The sequence below is a fragment of the Chloroflexota bacterium genome (assembly GCA_009840625.1).
Classification (GTDB): Bacteria; Chloroflexota; UBA11872; order UBA11872; family VXNJ01; genus VXNJ01.
In genome coordinates, this window is sequence record VXNJ01000017.1 from 46549 (window position 1) to 63737 (window position 17189).

A 17189-nucleotide genomic window follows, 5' to 3' on the forward strand; every position below is an offset into this window, starting at 1 on the left:
GGTCAAGGTCCGATGAGCCAGGATCTGCTGGCGCGCAGCGCGGCCGGGCTCTATTGGATGAGCCGCTACCTGTCCCGGGTCGAAAACCTCAGCCGACTGCTTTACCTGCAAACCGAGGCGCTGTCCGACCGACCGGTGCGCGACATCCACTTCGGCTGGACCCGCATATACCGCGCGCTGGGGCGCGAACCCCCCTGGGGCGTGCTCGATCAGTTCGAGGACGACGACTACCTGCTGGCCGATTCATTCACCCTGGCCGGCGACCTGACGTTTGAAGAGACCAATCCGAGTTCGATACGTGCCTGTCTGGGTCTCGGCCGCGACAACGCCCGGCAGATGCGCCAGCACATCAGCGCCGCGATGTGGACGCAACTGAACCTGGCCTATCTGGGGATTCGCGACCTGACCATCGAGGCCGTATGGCGGCTCAATCCGGAGGGATTCTTCGCCGAAACCGAAGCGACGATCCACAAATTCTGGGGAGTGACCGCGGCAACCATGTATCGGGGTGACGGGTGGCGATTCATCCAGCTGGGGAACCTGGTAGAGCGGGTCCAGATGATTTCGGGCCTCCTGGTGGCCCAATCATCGGCACTGGAAGAATCCGGCGAAGGCACCGATGCCGACTGGATCAGTCTGTTGCGCCAGTTCCACGCCCGGGCAGCCTACAACCAGCGGTTCGGGCTGCAGATCGACCCGGGCAAGGTGCTCTCCCTGTTGATCGCCGATCCGCAGTTGCCCGGGTCGCTGCTGGGATCGTTGCTTTACGCTCAAACCCACTTCCACAATCTGGAGGCCGGGCCCGACGCCAACGCCGTCGGCGCCGCGCGCGAGTCCCTCGGCTTCCTGACCCAGTCCCTGGCCGGCGGCTGGACGGCTCCCAGCCACGACCGCGCACAGCTGCTGGCCATCAACGAAGCCGGACGCGAACTGCACGAACGGATCAATTCCGCTTTCTTCGACTACCCGATCGAAGATGCGCCCCGCGCCTGAAGGGGCCCTGTTCGATGTGCGGCACCTCAGCGTGTATCGCTACGCGGTACCGGTCAGCAGCTGCGTCATGTCGCTGCGACTGCAGCCGCGCCAGGACCGCGATCAACGGGTCGAGAGATGCGTGATCGAAGCCGAGCCGACCGGATCGATGGCGGCGGGCCGCGACGGGTTCGGCAATCCCTGGCACCTGCTGGCGGTAAGGAGCACGCACCAAAAGCTCGAGTTGCTCTCCCGGTCCAGGGTTGGGACGACCGCGCGTAGCGAACCTTCCCGCGGCGCCGGCCAGGTCGGCTGGGACGACTACCGGACGCTGGCCCCGGATCCGGAACACTGGGACTTTATTGGTGACAGCGCCTTCGCGCGGCCCTCGCCGGCATTGGCCTCGTTCGCGGACCGGAACGGGCTCTCCCGCCCGGTCGCCGAACCGCTGGCCGACCTTGCCGGCCTGTCGGCGGCGATCCACCGGGAATTCGAATTCGCGCCCGGCAGCACGACGGCCAGCTCCCCGATTGAGGACATGCTCGAATCCGGGCGCGGCGTATGCCAGGACTACGCGCACCTGATGATCGCGCTGGCCCGCGGCTGGGGCGTGCCGTCGCGCTATGTCTCGGGCTACCTTTACATCGCCGACGACGCGGGCACGCCAATCCGGCAAACGGCCATGCATGCCTGGGTCGAATGCTTGCTTCCGGACGGGAGTTGGGTCGGTTTCGATCCCGCCAACGACTGCCTGGTCGGAGGCGGACACATCCGGGTCGCGGTAGGGCGCGACTACGGTGATGCGGCTCCCACCGCCGGTGTGTACCAGGGCGGTTGGGAATCCGAGCTGACGGTGGAAGTCGACGTGATTCCGGCGGTGACCTGAAGCGGCGCCCCGCGCGATCGCCGGCCAGACATGGCTTCGCGGGAGCCGCGGTCCCGGTCTCCGATTCCAATTCCCAGCAAGTGACTCGCTACCGGGCGGTTGTCGCTGCAATTCAGACTAGGGCCAGACAGAGTCGACGCAATTCCAGGAGGAATCCCGTTGGAGCTATCACATTCCGTTAACTACTTGGCGGTACTGGTGGCGGCGATCGCCAACATGGTGATCGGCGCGGTCTGGTTCATGCCGGCGGTGCTCGGCAGTCACTGGATGCGCTTCACCGGCCTTACCAGCGAGGCGATCGAAAACACGCCGCACATGTGGGCCAGCTACTTGGGATCGCTCGCGGGGTCCATCCTTGTTGCCTACGCAGTTGCCCGCATCGCCGCTTACGCCGCCGCCGAGTCGGTCACCGACGCCGCTATCCTGATGCTGCTGATCTGGACTGGGCTCGTGCTCGTGCCGCTTTCGGACGAGGCGCTGTGGGAACGTCGCCCGGTGGGACTGTTCGTCCTGGTCGGAGCCCGCTGGTTCGTGGCCCTGGCGGTGATCACTGCGATAGTTGCGCTTTGGGTCTGACCCCCAACTCCCGATAATCCGGGTCGGGCCGGAAGGCCCGGGACCCCGCGCAACGCAAGGTAAGAAAATGCCCAATTTCGCCGCCGAGTTATTCACCGTCCGAGACTGGCTGGGCGACCAGCACCAGCTGCACGAGGCCGTCCACCGGCTGGCGGGAGTGGGTTTCGAGTGGGTCGAATTGGCGGCCGTGGCCGCGGTCGACGGGCCCGACGCCGATACCTCGCCGGCGACGCTGCGCCGGATCCTCGACGACCACGGGTTACGGGCCCTGAGCGCCCATCGCAGATTCGGCGAGCTGCGCGACAACACCGAGGCCGAGCTCGAATACCTGCAGACGCTGGGCTGCAAGATGGTCGCACCGCCGGTAATCTTCGATGTCTACGACTACCGCGACTTCGACGGCTACCGGCGCTTCCTGGACGACGCTGCGCCGGTGCAGGAAAAGCTCTCCGCCGCCGGCATCGATTTCGCCTACCACAACCACTCGCACGAATTCGTCTACTTCGCCGGCACCAACCCGATGGAGTACCTGATCGAAAACAGCGACATGCAGATGGAGCTGGACACTTACTGGACCGCGATTTCCGGCGCTGATCCGGCCGCGATGATCAGGCGGCTCGAACGGCGAATCCGCTACCTGCACTGCAAGGATGCCCAGGTTTTCCCGACCGACGACCCGGACTGGTTCGCCAAGCCGGAGCCTACTTGGGCCCCGGTCGGTGAAGGGTTGCTTAACTGGGACGCAATCCTGCCTGCCGCCGCCGCTGCCGGAACCGAGTACTACATCATCGAGCAGGATATCTGCCGGCGAGATCCCTTCGACTGCCTGGCTTCTTCACTGCAGTTCCTCAAAGACCGGGTCGCCGCTTAAGCACGCCGTTGACCGGCCGGAGCCGGACCGCGTGGTCCTTGACCGTTATTCGGTTCCGTACTGGCGGTCGCCGGCGTCGCCCAACCCCGGCAGGATATAGCCGCGCTCGTCCAGGCCGTCATCGAGAGCGGCCACGAATATCGGCACGTCGGGGTGTTCGTCGTGCAGGCGCGCCACGCCTTCCGGAGCCGCGATAAGGCCAACGTAGCGGATGCCGGCCAGCCCGCGGCGCTTTAGCAGGCGGCAGGCCGCCGCCGCGGTCCCGCCGGTCGCCAGCATAGGGTCCAGCAACAGGCAGGTCTGAACCTGGGCGATGCCGGGCTCGGCGTCGTAGTACTCGATAGGATCCAGGGTCTCCTCGTCACGGCGAATGCCGAGATGCCAGATGACGGTATCGGGCAGCATCTGCGCCAGCGTTTCGGCCATTCCGAGCCCGGCCCGCATTACCGGGGCAAGGGCTATCGGACCCTGCAGGCGTCGGCCGCGGGCGATTCCCAGCGGGGCCTTTATGTCCGTCGGTTCGGTGATCAGATCCGTGCTCGCCTCGTAGAAAAGCAGCCGGGTGAGGTCGCGGACCACGCCGCGAAACCGGCGTGGCGGAGTCCTGGCGGCGCGCAGTTCGCAGAGCTTGTCGCTTACGACCGGGTGGTCGGACACGTGGAGGTTTGGGGGCAACGAGCCAGACTCCATTAACGTCCCAACCTAATCTGGGCAACCGGCCGCCGGGCTGGCCAGGGTAGTCCTACGCCGCACCTTTTATAACTCCGGAATTGACCAGCTTCACGGCCAGTCAGGCGGCAGATTCATACTGTGGCAGCCAAGGCGCCTGGGCCGTTAGCAGTTCCTCGGTCATCGACCAAACTTCGCCCGGGGAACACACCGCCCCCACCAGGGGGTCGTGCAGCATGGCCAGACGCAACAGCTCGCGGTCACCGCTGACCGCGGCCTCCTTGGCCATCCGCTGCACGTCTATCGATGCCTGACAGGTCGCCGCACACGCCAGCGGAAGATCGTTGAGCTGCCCGACATTAATCCCGTGTCGGTCGACGTAGCCGGGTACTTCGACCACGCAGTCCGGCGGCAGGTTCGGGATCGCCCCGTCGTTGCGGACGTTGAAATGACCCCGGTAGGGTCGCCCGGTCTCGATCGCTTCGATGATGTGCGAGCCGTGCTCGTCGGAGCGCTCGGATTCCTCGATCGGGCTGGCGGCGGCCAGCTGGCGCTCATAGTCGGCGGCGAAGGTGCGGTTGCGCTCGCGGCAGTATTCGAGGTACCCGCCGGTGCGCCCGTCGATCCAGCGTTCGCGGTCGATCCAGCCCTCAATTTCGTCGCCGCGTTTGCGGTACCAGGGAAGGTACTCGGAGAGGTGGCCGTTCGACTCGGTGGAGAAGTAGCCGAAGCGCTCCAGCACGTCCAGCCGCACCGGCTCGCGGCGCGCGATTTCGGGATCGGCGCGCATCGCCGCCAGTAGTTCGTCGGCCTCTACTTCGCGGCCGCGGTGGACGATGCTCAGGTACCAGGTCTGGTGATTGATCCCGGCGGCGACGATTTCGACCTCGGTAACCGATTCGGCGCCTAGGGCCTTGGCGATCAGCCGGTGCCCGCCCTGCACGCCGTGACAGAGCCCCACCACGTCCGCGTCGGAATAGTCGAGCGCGGCCCAGGTGTTCATGGCCATGGGATTGGCGTAATTGAGCAACAGCGCCCCCGGTTTGGCGCAAGCGACCACGTCGTGGCAGAACTCGAGCATCTTGGGAATTGAGCGCTGGCCGTACATGATCCCGCCGGCGCAGATGGTGTCGCCGACGCATTGATCGACGCCGTAGCGCAGCGGAATCTCGATGTCCGAGGCAAAGGCGTCCAGGCCGCCGATGCGGGCGCAGTTGATTACGTAATCGGCGCCTTCGAGCGCGGTAGGCCGGTCGAGTTCGGTCTCGATCGTGGCCGGCAGATCGCTGAGTTCGATTTCCCGCCGGCAGAGTCGGCTGACCCGGTCCAGCGCCTCAGGGTCGATGTCGTGCAGTACGAAGCGGGAGTCGGCCAGTTCGCTGACGCAGAGCATGTCGCGGATCAGGCGGCGGGTGAATCCCAGGCTGCCGGCTCCGATGAATGTCACGCTGATGGCCATTGGGGCAGTTTCCTCCGTTATTTCAGGGCACCGCGCGGAACTGGGTGAGTACTTCCAGCCCGTCTCCGGTCAATGCCAAGGTGTGCTCGAAATGCGCCGCCCAACTGCCGTCGGCGGTGTAGACGCCCCACCCGTCGGGGGCGGTCCTGCACTGGTCGGAACCGGCCGAAACGATCGGTTCGATGCAGAATGTGGCGCCCTTTTCCAGGATCGCGCGCGGCGCTCCGCTGGCCCGGTTGGGAATGTGCGGGGGCTCCCAGATCTGATGCCCGACGCCGTGCCCGCCCAGCGCCACCACCGGCGCGAATCCGGCGCCACGAACCGTCTTTTCGATGCGGCGCGCGATCGCCTCCACGCTGGTCCCGGCACCGCAGATTGCGACCGCGTCGTCGAGGGCTTTGCGGGTCGCGGCGAGCAGATCGGAAGTCCCTGCCGGGACCTCGCCCACCGACCAGGTCCAGGCGGCGTCGGTTTTCAGGCCCTGGTAATTGACGCCGACGTCGACCGTGACAACGTCGCCAGGTGCCAGCGCCCGATCGTCCGGTATGCCGTGCACGACCATCTCGTTGACGGAATAGCAGATTGCGCCGGGGAAGGGGTTGTCCGGGCCGTAGGGTGCGTACCCCAGGAAACTGGGTTCGGCGCCGGCGCCGCGGATCACCTTGGTCACGATCGAATCGAGTTCCAGGCCGGTGATTCCGGGGCGGATTGCGGCCTGGACTTCCTCGAGAGCGGTGCCCAGGATCTGGCCGGAACGGCGCATAGCCGCCAGCTCGCGTTCGGTCTTGGGGATGAACCCGCTTGGTTCGGCTTGCGGCTTTTCGGCCCGACGCCGGCGGTTGCGCCGCCGCCTAGCGATAGACGGTTTCTTTCGCCTGGCGCTGCACCTCGTAGATCGATCCCACCGTGTCGGGCTGGGGCAGGGGTATCCGGACCACGTGGTCGGAGCAGCGCATCATCGGCGGCTCCTCGCCCCTGAGCAACCAACTCTTGAACTTGGAGATGTCGGGCATTCCCATCAGGGGCCAGGCGTCGGCGGCGGTCAACTCGATCAGCCAGAGGCGCCGTGGAATGTTGGAAGTGTTGGGCTCGGACCCGTGCAGGGTGCGGGCGTGGTGGATCGAAACGCTGCCGGCCTTGAGCACCAGCGGCTCGGCCTGGCTGAGGTCGAGTTCGCCGTCGGAGGACCTGACCGCGCCGGCGAAAGCGCCGCCGGCGTGGTGATCGAGGACCGGGAGGCGGTGGCTGCCAGGAATGCAGCGCAGGCAACCGTTCTCGAGCGTGCAGTCGTCAAGGCATACCCCGATTGCCAGGACGTCGTCGTTCGAATGCGGGTAGAAGGCATAGTCCTGGTGCCACTCAACCGGGCTGCCGACTTCGGCGATCTTGAGGTTGAGCTTGTCGTTGCGGTAGCGGATGCCGTTGAAGCCCAGCAGCGGATCGGCCAGGTCGAGCAGGGCGTCCGAGCGCATCACGCGGTCAAACACCGCCGAGACCTGGGCCGGGTTCTTGAGCCGCCGCAGGCGCGGGACTTCGGGGGTGTGACTGGGCTCGAGATCGAAGACGGCATCGTTTTCGCTCACCTGTCGCGATCGCTCGACGAAGCGGGCGACTTCGTCGCGCAACTCCTCCAGAACATCGGCGGGCAGAACGTCGGGAACGGCAATGAACCCGCGTTCGCGATATTCGTCGATTTGAGATTGGACGAGCATGGGATGGCTCTTTCGCCGACTGAGGGGCGCTGCTTACGGAGAATTGACCTAATTTTGCCCGGTCTGCGCCCCGCAGAGAGCTGCTCCCAAATATGTACGAACCGATGCGATTCCTGCACATCCTATTTGCCCTCAGCCTGTTCGCCGGTCTGGGCGCCTCGATGGCCCTGCGCCCGCTGGTCGGCCGGCTGGCCGCAAGCGGTCACCTTGAGCCGGTGATCGGAGCTTTGGAGCGCAATGTGCGGATCGTGACGATTCCCTCCGGCATCCTGACCGTGGTCTTCGGATTCGCCGCCGCCGAGGCGGGGCGCTGGAACACGTTCACTGAGGGCTGGCTGCTGATTTCGCTGTTGGCGTCGCTGGCCCTGATCGGCTTGAACCTATTTGTTGTTTATCCGCACTTTCGGCAAATTCGCGAAGCCCTCGCCGTGGAGCCGAAACCGGGCGCGGAACTGCTGTCCCGGATCCGGCGCCCGCTGATTCGCTACATCGGGTTGGGCCAGATGATCACGCTGCTGGTGATCGCCTACCTGATGGTCTACAAGCCGTTTTGAAGTTGCGGGATCCAGACCTGCATTGAGCTCGGCTCGCGATTACCCCACGAAAAGTAGGGAATAGCGACCAGTTCGGCATCGCCGAGTGCCCGGCGGACCGGCGCGGCTTCCGAATAGAGCGAGAAATCGGCGTCCGGCCCCGGCTCCAGTTGGGCCCCATTGGCCCGAATCACGGTCGCCCCGCCGACCAGGTCGGTATCGAAGGAGACGCGCGGGTTGAAATCAGCCTTCAACGCCAAGTCGTAGGCGTGAACCGACGCCCGATTGGGGACCTCGATGCAGTAGATCAGCGGGCCGCGGGCGATCGCCACCCGACCGGCATTGTCGGCGATCCGGGGATTGGAGTAGACCGTTCGCACCGGCATCGGCAGGTAGAGGTTCAGCACTTCGCCGGCATTGAATTGCCGTTCCACCACCAGGTACTCGCCGGGTCGTGCGTCAAGTTCCTGGCCGGAGATCATGGCGCTGGCGCCGCTTGCCCAGGACGGGATGCGGACCCGCAGGCAGGATCGCCCGGCCGGTGCCCGGTTGATCGCGATCTGCACCTGGCCCTGCCATGGATAGGCGGTTTCCACATCGAGTTCGAAACCGCCCGCGCTGACCGACCCGGCGATGAACTGGTGCAACCACAGCCCCTCAACGGAGGTCGAGTAGCAATAGCCCGGTAGCGAAAGCAGGAGCCGGGCCACGTTGGGCGGGCAGCAGGAACAGGTGAACCACTCGTCGCGGTGGTAGTCGCCGCGCGCGGCCAGCGGGTTCATGTAGAAGTAGCCGGCCCCGTCGTGCGAGAGGCCCGAGATGATGGAGTTGTACAGCTGGGTCTCGATCGCGTCGGCGTAGCGCGCCTGCCCGGTCAGGCAGAGCAGGCGGAAGCTGAAGAAAACACCGCCGATCGCCGCGCACGTCTCGGCGTAGGCGCGCTCGTTGGGAAGCTCAAAATCGGCCCCGAAGGCCTCGCCCTCGAAACGCGCCCCCAGCGCGCCGGTGACGTAGGCTTTTCGCCCGTAGGCGCTCTCCCATAGCTTGAACGCCGCCGCCTGCATCGCCAGGTCCTCACGTTCCAAGGCGATGTCGGCCATCCCGCTGGCCTGGTACATCATGCGCACCGCGTGCCCCCAGGCCTCGTGCTGCTCGCGCACCGGCAGGTGGTCCTGGTAGTAGTGGGGATCGCGAAATCGCGGCTCGCCGTTGAGGCGGGTATCGGGCTGGCCGCGCATTTCCAGGAAGAAGAGCGCCTGGTCTAGATAGGCCCGGTTGCCGGTTTCCCGGTATAGCTCGACCAGGGCCAGTTCGATTTCCTGGTGACCATCGGTCAGTTCAAGGCGCCCGTGCCCGAAGGTTTCGCAGATGTGATCGGCGGCCCGCACCGCGATGTCGAAAAGTGCGTTGGAACCCGAGGCGCGGCGGTGGGCGATGCCGGCCTGGATCAGGTGCCCCATGCAGTAGAGCTCGTGCTGGTTGCAGAGGTCCTGGTACCGCTTGTCTTCGCGTTCGAAGGTGAAGTAGGAATTGATGTAGCCGTCGTCGCGCTGGGCGGCGCCGATCTCGTCGATGGCCAGATCGATCCACTTTTGGACCGAGTCCGCGACGCCCTCGATCAGACCGAAACTGGCCGCCTCCAGCAGCTTGTAGACGTCGGAATCGTTAAAGTACAGGCCCGAGTATTCGGGTACGTCTTTGCGCCCCGAGGCGCGGCGGAAATTGTCCAGCCGGCCGGTGGTCTCGCAGTGCTCGAACTGGCGTTCCAGCGACGTGTCGCGGACGACTTCGCGCCAGTGATGCCAGAACCCCGTCTCATTGACCCGCACGGACGAGATCGGCACCGGCCGCAGTCGCGCATTTGAACTATCCGTGGTATTCAGGACCACATCCCTGGCCTGCTGCATTGCCCGCTCCCCGTTGGTCTTCGAATCGGTCGGAAGGATCGTTGATTGGTCTAATTTTGTGATTAAGGCGACGTCCCCTCCCCAACTTTTCAGGCCCGTTCCGAATGAAGATTGAAAGCGTAAAAGCCACCCTGCTCAAGGTCCCCTACCCGCTGCCATTCGAGGCGGCCTGGGAACCGGGAGTGATTCGCAACGACCGCGACGTGACGGTGGTTCGGATCCAGGCCGATTCGGGACTGGTCGGCTGGGGGGCGAGCGGATTCGATCAAGCCGACGACATCAATACCCTGGCGGCCCCGCACCTGGTCGGCGAAGACCCGTTCGCATTCGAGCGACACGCCCGGATCACCCGATACGCCAAAGGCGCCTGGATCGTTGAAATGGCGCTCTGCGACCTGGTCGGCAAGGCCGCCGGACTGCCGCTGGCAAAGCTCTGGGGGCGCTACGCCGACCGGATCCCGGCCTACGCCTCGATCGTGGCCGCCAAAACCCCGGCCGAGCGTGCCGATGACGCCCTGGAGCTGCTGGAACGCGGTTACCGGGCGATAAAGCTGCGGGCTCACGCACCCAGCATTGCCGATGACATCGAAATGGTCGAAAAAGTCCGCGCCGCGGTCGGCGACCGGATGGAGATCATGGTGGACGCCAATCAGGCCGGCGCCGCTTCGGGACCGATCAAACACCCCGGCGACCCGATCGTTTGGGACTACGACCGGGCGCTGGCTACCGCGCGGGCCTACGAACAGCTGGGCGTTTACTGGCTCGAAGAACCCCTTCCTCGCTATGACCTGCAGGCGATCGCCCGGTTGACCGACGCGGTCGAGCTAAAAATCGCCGGCGGCGAGGGCAACGCCGGCCTGCACGAGTTTTACTGGATGCTGGACGCCGGCGCCTACGACATCATCCAGCCGGACGCGGCCACCTGCGAAGGGGTCTGGCAGTTGCGCAAGCTGGCCGCGGCCTGCGAGCGGGCCGGCAAGCTTTGCATACCCCACCACGGCGCCAATGGAATCGCCCTGGCGGCCCACCTCCAGCTGCAGGCCAGCGTCCCTAACAGCCCCTGGGTCGAATACATCATCGATCCGCCCTGGCGCACGATCGAGTCCTACCAGCAGCTCTACGGGGTGATGCGGGATCCGCTGCTGATCGATGCCGACGGCTGCTTGCCGGTTCCCCAGGGGCCCGGGCTGGGAATCGCAGTCGACGAAGACGCGATCGCCAGAATGGCCGTTTAGCGGATACCGGGCCCTATCTCTCGATCAGGGGCATGACCTGGTTGGTGAGCAGGTCGATCGAATGCCGCCACGGCGCGAAGTCGTCGATGTCGTGGGCGATCATGACCAGTTGTCCGAAGGGGGCGGTGCGATCGCGGATCGAATTGATCTTGTCGGCCACCGTCTGCGGGCTGCCGGCGATCCAGGTGTTGTCGAAAAGGAACTTAGGGGTTATGTCGGAGTCCGGCCGGTCCGGGTTCGAGCCCTTGAAGTGCACGAAGTTGTGCGACCCCTTGGTCAGGTCGAACATGTAGCGCGTATAAGACGCCGCCGGCCCGCATTCGAGCATGAAGCGCTCAGCTTCGGCGTCGGTGTCGGCCACGAAGACGTCGCGGGTGATCCCCCACAGGCTGGGGTCGGGTTCGCGCCCGGCCAAGCGGGCACCCTCCGAGTAGGCCTCCCACTGGCCGATCAGGTCGTCGTTGGGCAGGAAGTTGGTGGAAAGGCAGCGCCAGCCGCGCTTTCCGGCCATCGCGATGCTCGAGGAGCGGTAGGAGACGCCCGGGATCATGATCGGCGGGTGGGGCTTTTGCAGCGGCGGCATGGCCCAGCCGAGACCGATTTCCTGCTGCTGCGCCGGCAGGTTCACCCGCCAGTACTTCCCGTCAAGATCGTAGGGAGCCTCGCTGGTCCAGATTGTCAGGATCATTTCGAGGGATTCACGGAAGCGGTCGATGTAAACGCCGCGGTCGACTTCAACGTCGAGGAACGGACGATCCGTGGTCAACCCTCCCGGCCCGACGCCGAAATTGACGCGCCCGCCGGAGAGTTGGTCGAGGAACGCTATCCGCAGCGCGACCGCGCCTGGGTTGTGAAGCGGCAACAGCGCGACCCCGGTTCCGAGACGCATCGTCTTGGTCTCCCGCGCCAGCGCGGCCAGGAACAGGTCTCCGGCCGGATAGTTCTCCCACTGGCTGGTAATGTGCTCGCCGGCCCAGAGCTCGGAAAAGCCCTTCTCCTCGAGCTCTGCGAACCAGGCCAGATCCTCCTCGAACCCCTGCGCCAGCGGTTTTTCGGGCGGATGCAGCGGCATCGAAAAAATGCCTAGGTCCATGGGGTCTCCAAGTCTGGTTCGACCGGGGAACGAATCCTGCTCGGACAGTCTAGGGCGAGGGCCCATAAAAGGCGCAGGGGCTTTTGACCTAGGTCAAAAGCCCCTGCTTTATTCGATTGTTGATGCCCCTTAGGGGGAGACCCCGCCAAGAGGCCCCGTACGGTCGACTTGCCAGCGATGCAGCAGTGCGTGTAGCCTCCGCATCGGGTTCCTCCAACTTCCCCACAACCTACTTAATCGAATATACACCCGCGCCGACTGATTGGGCTCCGGCCGGATCCCGCCGAACTAGTCCCAGGAAAGCGTTCCGGCGCTCGAATATTCGGTTACCCGGGTCTCGAAAAAGTTCTTCTCTTTGGGTATGTCGACCACTTCGCTCATCCACGGGAACGGGTTTTTCGACCCAAATTGGGCCGGCAGCCCGATGCGCTCTAGCCGGCGGTCGGCGATGTGCTGGACGTAATCGCGGAAAAGGTCGGCATTTAGCCCCAGCACGCCGGTCGGCAGGCAGTCGCGGGCGTAGGCCACCTCGTACTCGCAGGCTTCTTTGACCAGGTCGATGATCTCGCGCTCGAGATCTTCGGTCCAAGCCTCGGGATTCTCCTCGTGGATCGTGTTGATCAGATCGATGCCGAAATTGAGATGAATCGTCTCGTCGCGCATGATGTACTGAAACTGCTCACCGATACCGGTCATCTGGTTGCGGCGGTGGAAGGACAGGATCATCACGAATCCTGAGTAGAAGAAGATGCCCTCCATCACCACGTAGAACCCGACCAGGTTCTTGATGAAGCGCTGGATCCCGTCGATTGATTCGGTGCTAAATTCCGGGTCCAGCACGTCCTTGGTAAGGCTCATCACGAAGTCGTCCTTGCCCTCGATCGAGTCGACCTCGTGGTACATGTTGAAAACTTCGCGCGAATCGAGTCCGAGCGAGTCGACGATGTAGACGAATGAATGGGTGTGCAGCGCTTCTTCGAACGCCTGGCGCAGCAGGTACTGACGCGCTTCGGAGTTTGTGATGTGCTTGAAGATCGAGAGCACTATGTTGTTGCCGACCAGTGATTCGCCGGTGCTGAAGAATCCCAGGTTGCGCTTGATCACGAGTCGTTCGGCGTCGCTGAGGCGATTTGAGCGCCAGAGTTCAATGTCGCGCTGCATTGGCACCTCGGTGGGCATCCAATGATTGGCGCAACCGTTTACATAATGTTCCCAAGCCCAATGGTATTTGAGCGGGATCAGTTGGTTCACGTCCACGCGTTGGCAGTTGAGGAGGCGCTTGTTGGCCGGATCGATGCGCTTGCTCAGGTCCCAGGCACCGTCGGCTGACTCGGGTGACCCTTCCACGGGCTTCCCGCCGGATTCGGTTGAAATCTGGAGTTCGGTTCCGAAGCCGGTCTGCATGGTTGAAAATCCCCGTCCTGGGCGATCAGGTTCTGGTGCGTTTCGGCCCAGACGGATGCTCGGCCCAGGCCAGTTTGGCAGTTGATGCGGCCCTGGATTCGAACATACGCGGCGAAGCGCCAGACATTCGATTCGGCCACAGCCGAAAGTATTCAAATTATGCCCACAGCCGACAATATGTTGTGGCTAAGCGGGTTTCAAGAGTAGCACTTTTTCTACCGGTGGTGGCAGCCGCTCGCCCAACGACGTCGGGCAACCTGGTACATAAACCCAAGCCGGGCCGGGCCCCGGTTCTGCCCGCATGACTGCTTCAGCGGCCGCGACAAGCGGCACCCGCATGCGCATTCGTGACCTGACCGCGCGTCAGCGCCGCGCGATCCACGGCTGGTGTATGTACGACTGGGCCAATTCAGGGTTTGCGACCAGCGGCACGGTCGCGATCCTTCCCGTCTATTTCGTCTACCTTTTCCGTGATTCCTTCGGCCCCAGCACCAGTTTTCTGGGCATCACCTGGACGGGGAGTTCGGTCTGGGGCCTAGCGATCGCTTTTTCGACCGCGGTTGTCCTTTTCTCGAGTCCGGTGCTGGGCGTCATTTCCGACCGCGTGCCTATCAAAAAGCCCCTGTTATGGATTTACGTTGCCACCGGATCGCTGTTTACCGCGCTGGCGTTCTTCTGCGCCTACGTCGGCCAGCCCTGGGCCTGGTTGATCGGGACGTTCACGGTCGCCAACATCGGATTTGCCGGCAGCCAAGTGTTTTACAACGCCTTCCTGCCGCACCTTGCCCCGCGACAGCTGGCCGACGCCGTTTCAAGCCGCGGTTATGCCTACGGCTACGCCGGAGGCGGACTCCTGTTAGTCGCGCACCTCGGCGTGATCCTGGCCACGCAGGGCAGCGCGTTCGAGGATCTTGTCACGCGGGCGGCCATCGCCTCGATCGCCGCGTGGTGGTTCGGCTGGTCGCTCTGGACTTTCGCCACGCTACCCGAACCCCCGGTCGAGAAAGGCACCCCCGGCCTCTCGTTTGTAGGGGCCGCTAACACCGCGTTTTCCGAACTGGGCAAGACGTTTGGCCAGCTCCGCCGATTCCGCGTAGTCCTGATTTTCCTGGTCTCGTTCCTGCTCTTTAACGACGGCGTGCAGACGGTGACCGCCATAGCCGGCGCGTTCGCGGCCGATACGCTGAAGATCCCGCTGGCGTTCAACATGGCGACCATCGCCATCATCCAGGCGGTCGCCGTGCCCGGCGCGCTGGCGTTTGGCTGGCTCGCCGATCGATATACCACCAAATCGGCGCTTGCGATCGCGCTTACCGGTTGGATCGCGATCGTATTGTTCGGGGTCGCGCTGGCCCCGCTGGCCCCGCGCGATCACCAGGATTTCGACGTTCGCATCGAGTACCGCGCCGGCGAGGACCGGTACCTGGTCGCCGCAGCCCCCGATCAGGAGGATTCCCAGCCGGATATCGATGCGCCCCGCACGGCGAGCCTCGTAACCGGGCAGACCATCGAACCCGCCTCGGTTCCTTCGCTATTGACCGAGGCGCTAGCTGACCCCGACTACGAGTATTCGATTTCGTTTGCCGGCGGCCCGCACGCGGGTTCCTCGGTGCTCGGAGGAGGCCACCCGGCTGTAATCGGCGCCGGCGCGGTTGATTTCTGGCCGGTGCTGGTGCGCGACTTGATCTGGTCCCCGTTGGGGATCGACGCCGGTTATCAGTGGCTGATTCTGGGCGTGATGGTCGGCTGCGTGTTGGGCGGTAGCCAGGCCCTGGCCCGCAGCCTTTTCTCGCAGATAACCCCGCAGTCGCGCAGCGGCGAGTTCTTCGCCTTTTTCGGTTTCATGTCGCGTGCCTCGGCGGTGTTCGGCCCCACCCTTTACATTGCCGCCACCGCCGCGTTCGACACGCGTGTTGCGGTAACTATGATCCTGCTGATCATCGTTGCCGGCACGGTAGTTCTGCGCTGGGTTGATGTCGAATCGGGAGCCAGGGTGGCGGTGGCCGAGGACGCCCGGGCTAGCGCCGATTGATTGCGACCCGGTTCAGCCCCAGTTGGGTCGTTGCATCGTGAAGGCGTTGTTGACCTCGACGTAGTCCATGTATCCGAGCCGCCCGATCGGACGGAGCTTGAGGAAATCGACCCTGCCGTCGGTGAGCACCCGGTCGTCGATGTGGACTCCGATCACCTGACCGAATACCACGATGTTGGTCTCGTTCGGGTCTTGGCAATCCAGCTCGACCGATCGAATGTGAAGACACTCAAGGTGCACGGGACTATCGGCCACGCGGGGGCATTTGACCAGCCGCGCGGGAGCCTTGGCCAGACCGGCGTACTCGAACTCGTCCACGCTGGAAGGGGCCGGTACCGACGACGCGCTCATCTGCTCGCGCAATTCCCAGGTGGCCAAGTTGACTACGAACTCCCCGGTCGCTTGTGCATCGCGCACCGCGTCCTTCAACCCGCCGTGATCATGGTTGCCGGTGGCGGCGAACATCACCTGCGGAGGGTTGTACCCGACCCCGTTGAAGAAGGAATAGGGGGCGAGGTTGGCAGTCCCGTCGCTGCTCAGAGTCGATATCCAGCCTATTGGCCGCGGTACTACTAGGGCGCTAAGGCTGGTAAAGGCCGAGTCGGCGCCTGAATCAAGGTCTAGGAACAATCAATACCCCCACAGATCAAAGAGTGGATTTGGCAACTGATGGCAATCACGAACCCGCCCGCTCCCTAAATGCCCCCGATGAAGGGGTCTGGGTTTAAGCGCTGGGGTCCACCGGCAAGCCGGATCCGGTCGCGATCTCCCACTTGAACCCGTCCGGATCGGCGAAATAGCCGGAATAGCCGCCCCAGAAAGTCGGGGCCGCGGGTTTTACGATTCGGGCACCGGCCGCCTCGGCAGCCAGAAGGACGTTGTCTACTTCGGCGCGGTTGGCCACGTTGTGGGCGATAGTGAACGCGTGCTGGCCTTCCGGCATTTCTCCGAGAAGGTCGGAACCGGTTTCGTCGGCCAACGACTCCAGCGGATAGAGCGCCAACATCAATTCTGCGAGCAGAAAAAAAGTTATGGATGGGCCGCCCGCATCATGTTCCGGGAATCCGAGTCCGTCCCGATAGAACCGCGTAGATGCTTCAAGATCGGCTACCCCGAGTGTGATGATGCTGATCCGCGGTTCCATGGCACTGGCCCTGCTGTTTCCGGCCCCTCGATGTTGCCCTTATCGGCGTTGGCTGCAGAATGTCACCGTTTTGCCCGGATACCGGCATCCCCGGATGTGGATATGGTTGCGGGGGTCGGATTCGAACCGACGACCTCCGGGTTATGAGCCCGACGAGCTGCCACTGCTCCACCCCGCACGCGGAATACGGATGTCAGCGAGCCGATCTATAAGCCGCATTCTGTAATCGGTTGCCATCTATCTTGACCGACCGGTTGCCCGGCGGTTCTTTGCACCCCACCTGGGACTCGGCGGGCCGCGTCATCGTCCCGGCTTGGGCTTGCTCCGGATAGAGTTTGGCCTTTTCACTCCGGCTTTACCCGGCATTAGTCTCTGTGCCACTGGTCCTCGCCTCTCGGCGGACGGGCGTTACCCGCTATCCTGCCCTGCAGAGTGCGGACTTTCCTCACGCGTGGCGCGACAACCCGACCGGCTCGTGCGCATCCATATTCACTTGGGGAAAAGATCAACCTTCGACAGCTGAAGTAGCAGCCGAGAAACACTTAACGATTGGCGTCAAATTCATTGCGCTTCGTTGGCAAGTTACGCCTTTGGCACAGAGCCAGGACGCTTGACTGGGATCACCCGGCATTTCTGCCAGGCACTCCTTAGAAAGGAGGTGATCCAGCCGCACCTTCCGGTACGGCTACCTTGTTA

The 17189-nt window shown here is 64.0% G+C and carries 16 protein-coding genes, 1 tRNA gene and 1 other RNA gene; 7 read left to right on the top strand and 11 right to left on the bottom strand.

Annotated features, from left to right (window positions below):
* The first annotated feature begins 12 nt into the window (after window positions 1–12).
* From F4X41_09485 to F4X41_09500, 4 genes are all read left to right on the top strand, one after another.
* Complete coding sequence (locus F4X41_09485; GenBank protein ID MYB17241.1) at window positions 13–993, top strand: alpha-E domain-containing protein; 981 nt, start codon at window positions 13–15, stop codon at window positions 991–993.
* Window positions 977–1858: a transglutaminase family protein gene (locus tag F4X41_09490; GenBank protein ID MYB17242.1), complete on the top strand. Its 882-nt coding sequence runs from the start codon at window positions 977–979 to the stop codon at window positions 1856–1858. The genes F4X41_09485 and F4X41_09490 overlap by 17 nt, the downstream gene beginning before the upstream one ends.
* A gap of 159 nt (window positions 1859–2017) precedes the next feature.
* Window positions 2018–2434 (top strand): DUF1761 domain-containing protein, encoded by a 417-nt coding sequence (locus tag F4X41_09495; protein ID MYB17243.1) that lies wholly within the window; start codon window positions 2018–2020, stop codon window positions 2432–2434.
* Window positions 2435–2501: 67 nt separating this feature from the next.
* Window positions 2502–3305, top strand: coding sequence for a sugar phosphate isomerase/epimerase (locus tag F4X41_09500; protein ID MYB17244.1), 804 nt, complete (start codon window positions 2502–2504; stop codon window positions 3303–3305).
* A gap of 45 nt (window positions 3306–3350) precedes the next feature.
* On the opposite strand, the gene F4X41_09505 is transcribed toward F4X41_09500, so the two are convergent.
* From F4X41_09505 to F4X41_09520, 4 genes are all read right to left on the bottom strand, one after another.
* Window positions 3351–3995: a uracil phosphoribosyltransferase gene (locus F4X41_09505; GenBank protein MYB17245.1), complete on the bottom strand. Its 645-nt coding sequence runs from the start codon at window positions 3993–3995 to the stop codon at window positions 3351–3353.
* Between the two features lie 100 nt (window positions 3996–4095).
* Window positions 4096–5433, bottom strand: coding sequence for an alpha-galactosidase (gene melA, locus F4X41_09510; GenBank protein MYB17246.1), 1338 nt, complete (start codon window positions 5431–5433; stop codon window positions 4096–4098).
* A 22-nt stretch (window positions 5434–5455) separates the two neighbouring features.
* The gene (map, locus tag F4X41_09515) at window positions 5456–6196 is read right to left on the bottom strand and encodes a type I methionyl aminopeptidase (GenBank protein MYB17247.1); all 741 of its coding nucleotides are present in this window, start codon (window positions 6194–6196) and stop codon (window positions 5456–5458) included.
* Window positions 6197–6284: 88 nt separating this feature from the next.
* Window positions 6285–7145 carry a phytanoyl-CoA dioxygenase family protein gene (locus F4X41_09520; protein ID MYB17248.1) on the bottom strand — a complete coding sequence of 287 codons (861 nt, stop codon included), beginning with the start codon at window positions 7143–7145 and terminating at the stop codon, window positions 6285–6287.
* 92 nt (window positions 7146–7237) lie between these two features.
* Here F4X41_09520 and F4X41_09525 point away from each other — a divergent pair, with 92 nt between their 5' ends.
* A complete protein-coding gene (locus F4X41_09525) occupies window positions 7238–7699 on the top strand; it encodes a DUF2269 family protein (GenBank protein ID MYB17249.1) in 462 nt (153 codons plus the stop codon).
* On the opposite strand, the gene F4X41_09530 is transcribed toward F4X41_09525, so the two are convergent.
* Window positions 7684–9585, bottom strand: coding sequence for a glycoside hydrolase family 127 protein (locus F4X41_09530; protein MYB17250.1), 1902 nt, complete (start codon window positions 9583–9585; stop codon window positions 7684–7686). The two genes, F4X41_09525 and F4X41_09530, sit on opposite strands and share 16 nt — an antisense overlap.
* 104 nt (window positions 9586–9689) lie before the next feature.
* On the opposite strand from F4X41_09530, the gene F4X41_09535 reads away from it, so the two are divergent.
* On the top strand, window positions 9690–10820 hold the full coding sequence (locus F4X41_09535) for a mandelate racemase/muconate lactonizing enzyme family protein (protein MYB17251.1): 1131 nt from the start codon (window positions 9690–9692) through the stop codon (window positions 10818–10820).
* Window positions 10821–10833: 13 nt separating this feature from the next.
* Here F4X41_09535 and F4X41_09540 read toward each other — a convergent pair whose 3' ends face one another.
* The gene (locus F4X41_09540) at window positions 10834–11979 is read right to left on the bottom strand and encodes an LLM class flavin-dependent oxidoreductase (protein MYB17252.1); all 1146 of its coding nucleotides are present in this window, start codon (window positions 11977–11979) and stop codon (window positions 10834–10836) included.
* A gap of 222 nt (window positions 11980–12201) precedes the next feature.
* Entirely contained in the window at window positions 12202–13317 is a 1116-nt protein-coding gene (locus F4X41_09545; GenBank protein ID MYB17253.1) for a ribonucleotide-diphosphate reductase subunit beta, read from the bottom strand.
* A gap of 301 nt (window positions 13318–13618) precedes the next feature.
* On the opposite strand from F4X41_09545, the gene F4X41_09550 reads away from it, so the two are divergent.
* Window positions 13619–15349 carry an MFS transporter gene (locus F4X41_09550; protein ID MYB17254.1) on the top strand — a complete coding sequence of 577 codons (1731 nt, stop codon included), beginning with the start codon at window positions 13619–13621 and terminating at the stop codon, window positions 15347–15349.
* Between the two features lie 12 nt (window positions 15350–15361).
* On the opposite strand, the gene F4X41_09555 is transcribed toward F4X41_09550, so the two are convergent.
* From F4X41_09555 to rnpB, 4 genes are all read right to left on the bottom strand, one after another.
* Window positions 15362–15979, bottom strand: a complete 618-nt coding sequence (locus F4X41_09555; protein ID MYB17255.1) for a flavin reductase family protein — start codon at window positions 15977–15979, stop codon at window positions 15362–15364.
* 94 nt (window positions 15980–16073) lie between these two features.
* Window positions 16074–16493, bottom strand: a complete 420-nt coding sequence (locus tag F4X41_09560; protein MYB17256.1) for a VOC family protein — start codon at window positions 16491–16493, stop codon at window positions 16074–16076.
* A gap of 103 nt (window positions 16494–16596) precedes the next feature.
* Window positions 16597–16671, bottom strand: a tRNA-Met gene (locus tag F4X41_09565).
* A gap of 15 nt (window positions 16672–16686) precedes the next feature.
* Window positions 16687–16969, bottom strand: an RNA gene (gene rnpB / locus F4X41_09570) — RNase P RNA component class A.
* Window positions 16970–17189 lie beyond the last annotated feature (220 nt).

Excerpts from the sequence above, each read along its gene's own strand:
- F4X41_09485 (MYB17241.1), top strand. The coding sequence starts at position 13 with ATGAGCCAGGATCTGCTGGCGCGCAGCGCGGCCGGGCTCTATTGGATG.
- F4X41_09490 (MYB17242.1), top strand. The coding sequence starts at position 977 with ATGCGCCCCGCGCCTGAAGGGGCCCTGTTCGATGTGCGGCACCTCAGC.
- F4X41_09500 (MYB17244.1), top strand. The coding sequence starts at position 2,502 with ATGCCCAATTTCGCCGCCGAGTTATTCACCGTCCGAGACTGGCTGGGC.
- F4X41_09505 (MYB17245.1), bottom strand. The coding sequence starts at position 3,995 with ATGGAGTCTGGCTCGTTGCCCCCAAACCTCCACGTGTCCGACCACCCG.
- melA (MYB17246.1), bottom strand. The coding sequence starts at position 5,433 with ATGGCCATCAGCGTGACATTCATCGGAGCCGGCAGCCTGGGATTCACC.
- map (MYB17247.1), bottom strand. The coding sequence starts at position 6,196 with ATGCGCCGTTCCGGCCAGATCCTGGGCACCGCTCTCGAGGAAGTCCAG.
- F4X41_09520 (MYB17248.1), bottom strand. The coding sequence starts at position 7,145 with ATGCTCGTCCAATCTCAAATCGACGAATATCGCGAACGCGGGTTCATT.
- F4X41_09525 (MYB17249.1), top strand. The coding sequence starts at position 7,238 with ATGTACGAACCGATGCGATTCCTGCACATCCTATTTGCCCTCAGCCTG.
- F4X41_09530 (MYB17250.1), bottom strand. The coding sequence starts at position 9,585 with ATGCAGCAGGCCAGGGATGTGGTCCTGAATACCACGGATAGTTCAAAT.
- F4X41_09535 (MYB17251.1), top strand. The coding sequence starts at position 9,690 with ATGAAGATTGAAAGCGTAAAAGCCACCCTGCTCAAGGTCCCCTACCCG.
- F4X41_09540 (MYB17252.1), bottom strand. The coding sequence starts at position 11,979 with ATGGGCCCTCGCCCTAGACTGTCCGAGCAGGATTCGTTCCCCGGTCGA.
- F4X41_09545 (MYB17253.1), bottom strand. The coding sequence starts at position 13,317 with ATGCAGACCGGCTTCGGAACCGAACTCCAGATTTCAACCGAATCCGGC.
- F4X41_09550 (MYB17254.1), top strand. The coding sequence starts at position 13,619 with ATGACTGCTTCAGCGGCCGCGACAAGCGGCACCCGCATGCGCATTCGT.
- F4X41_09560 (MYB17256.1), bottom strand. The coding sequence starts at position 16,493 with ATGGAACCGCGGATCAGCATCATCACACTCGGGGTAGCCGATCTTGAA.